Below are 1,496 nucleotides of genomic sequence, written 5' to 3'. Positions count from 1 at the left end.
CATTGGTGACAAGTTAAGACTGTAAGTCTTTTGTCAAGAGGCTTTTAGAGAATTGTTGAAAAAAAACTGGTCAGACCCTCGCTGAAGATCCGGAAAAGGAGCCACAATTAACTTTATGTTGGGTTTTCGTTTCTGTTTGACAATACCTAAATCTCGATTTTTTGGGTCGGCAAAATACTTAACTGGATCTGTTGCCTTACCTTTTTGATGAGCCATAGTAAAATGATAAAGACCACGATAAATCATTTCTAATGAAATCTCATCAAAGGGCAGAGAAAGTTCATCCGCTACGGCATCACCTAAATCTACTAACACAGCATAAAACAACCACGTTGACCAAATTTGCAATTTAATTCCATTGATTGAACCAGTCCATAAATAACTTAAACCCAAGAGTCTTTTTACTGTATTAAAAGCCTCTTCTATTCGCCAACGACGCCGATATAAATCCGCAACTACATAAGGTGGCAAAACATGAGGCTCTAGAACACTTGTTAAATAAGAATGCCAGGTTTTTCCTGACCTAACTTCAATTAAACGTAACGTGATAAACGGAGTCTTTTTTGTGCCAGAACCTAGGCGTATTTTCCGGTCTCGCAGTCCATAACTATCTGTAAATACCTGTTCTATTTGAAGGGCTGCTCCTTTCTTTATTCTAGTAATAAATTCAACTTTTTTTTCGATTAATTTATGCCAAAACTTAAAATGATAAAATCCTCTATCCAGTAATAGCAAAGTATTTTCTGTAACTAAATTCAGCATATCTTCTTCCGCTCTAGTATCAGAAGCTTTAGGGTTTTCTTCAAACCAAATCTCAACAGGTAATCTGGTTATTAAATCAATGACTGTAATTATTTTTCCGGCTAATTGTCCTTTTTCAACTGATTCTAAGCTTTGTAGTTTTCTAAATAGAGCCTCCAATATTGAGCCATCTATTATCCAAATTTTCTCGAATTTTGATAAGGTAAATTGAATACTTTCTGGCAATGGACGTTTATTTCTACTATGCCAAGCTTTTCTGAGACTTGGCAATAAATCTTTAAATACTTTTTCAAATAACTCCGCAGGAAATGTCAAAAATCGTTGTGATACCGCTTGTTGACTAACTTTTGTGGGATTACACCACAGAAAACCGTCTCTGGCTAAGATTCTGGTCAGTTCTCTCACCCCTGCTACGTCTCGCCACAGTAACGTTAATACCGCAGCCATCATCAACGGTAAATTCAATATCCGCTCTCTGAGTCCTAATTTTCGGTAGTAATTTTCTTGATTTGTAATCGCCGGTGTCAGCAATCTTTCCAGTTGCTCTGCAATTACTTCATCTTCCACCATTGGTCTGTGTGTTTTTTTCGCGTGGTCTCGATTGGTTTTTCGGCTGCTGGTCATGGCTGCTCACCATCCCTCTATTACTTGTCTGTCATAAGTTTCCCACGATCCCAGACCCATGCAAATACTACCCTTGACAATTTCCCTTTTTCCTTAACTTGTCACCAATG

At 37.6% G+C, this 1,496-nt stretch carries 1 protein-coding gene; it reads right to left on the bottom strand.

Annotated features, from left to right (window positions below):
• Nucleotides 1-33: 33 nt before the first annotated feature.
• Nucleotides 34-1,332, bottom strand: coding sequence for an IS4 family transposase (locus tag QT979_RS28810; RefSeq protein WP_333217147.1), 1,299 nt, complete (start codon nt 1,330-1,332; stop codon nt 34-36).
• Nucleotides 1,333-1,496 lie beyond the last annotated feature (164 nt).

Source organism: Microcoleus sp. w2-18bC1, from assembly GCF_036700365.1.
Classification (GTDB): Bacteria; Cyanobacteriota; Cyanobacteriia; order Cyanobacteriales; family Microcoleaceae; genus Microcoleus.
Note: the sequence above shows the minus strand (reverse complement) of the source record. Positions and strands in the feature narration are given on the sequence as shown.

Bases quoted from the DNA above. Each gene is read 5' to 3' on its own strand.
- QT979_RS28810 (WP_333217147.1), bottom strand. From the start codon at position 1,332: ATGGTGGAAGATGAAGTAATTGCAGAGCAACTGGAAAGATTGCTGACA.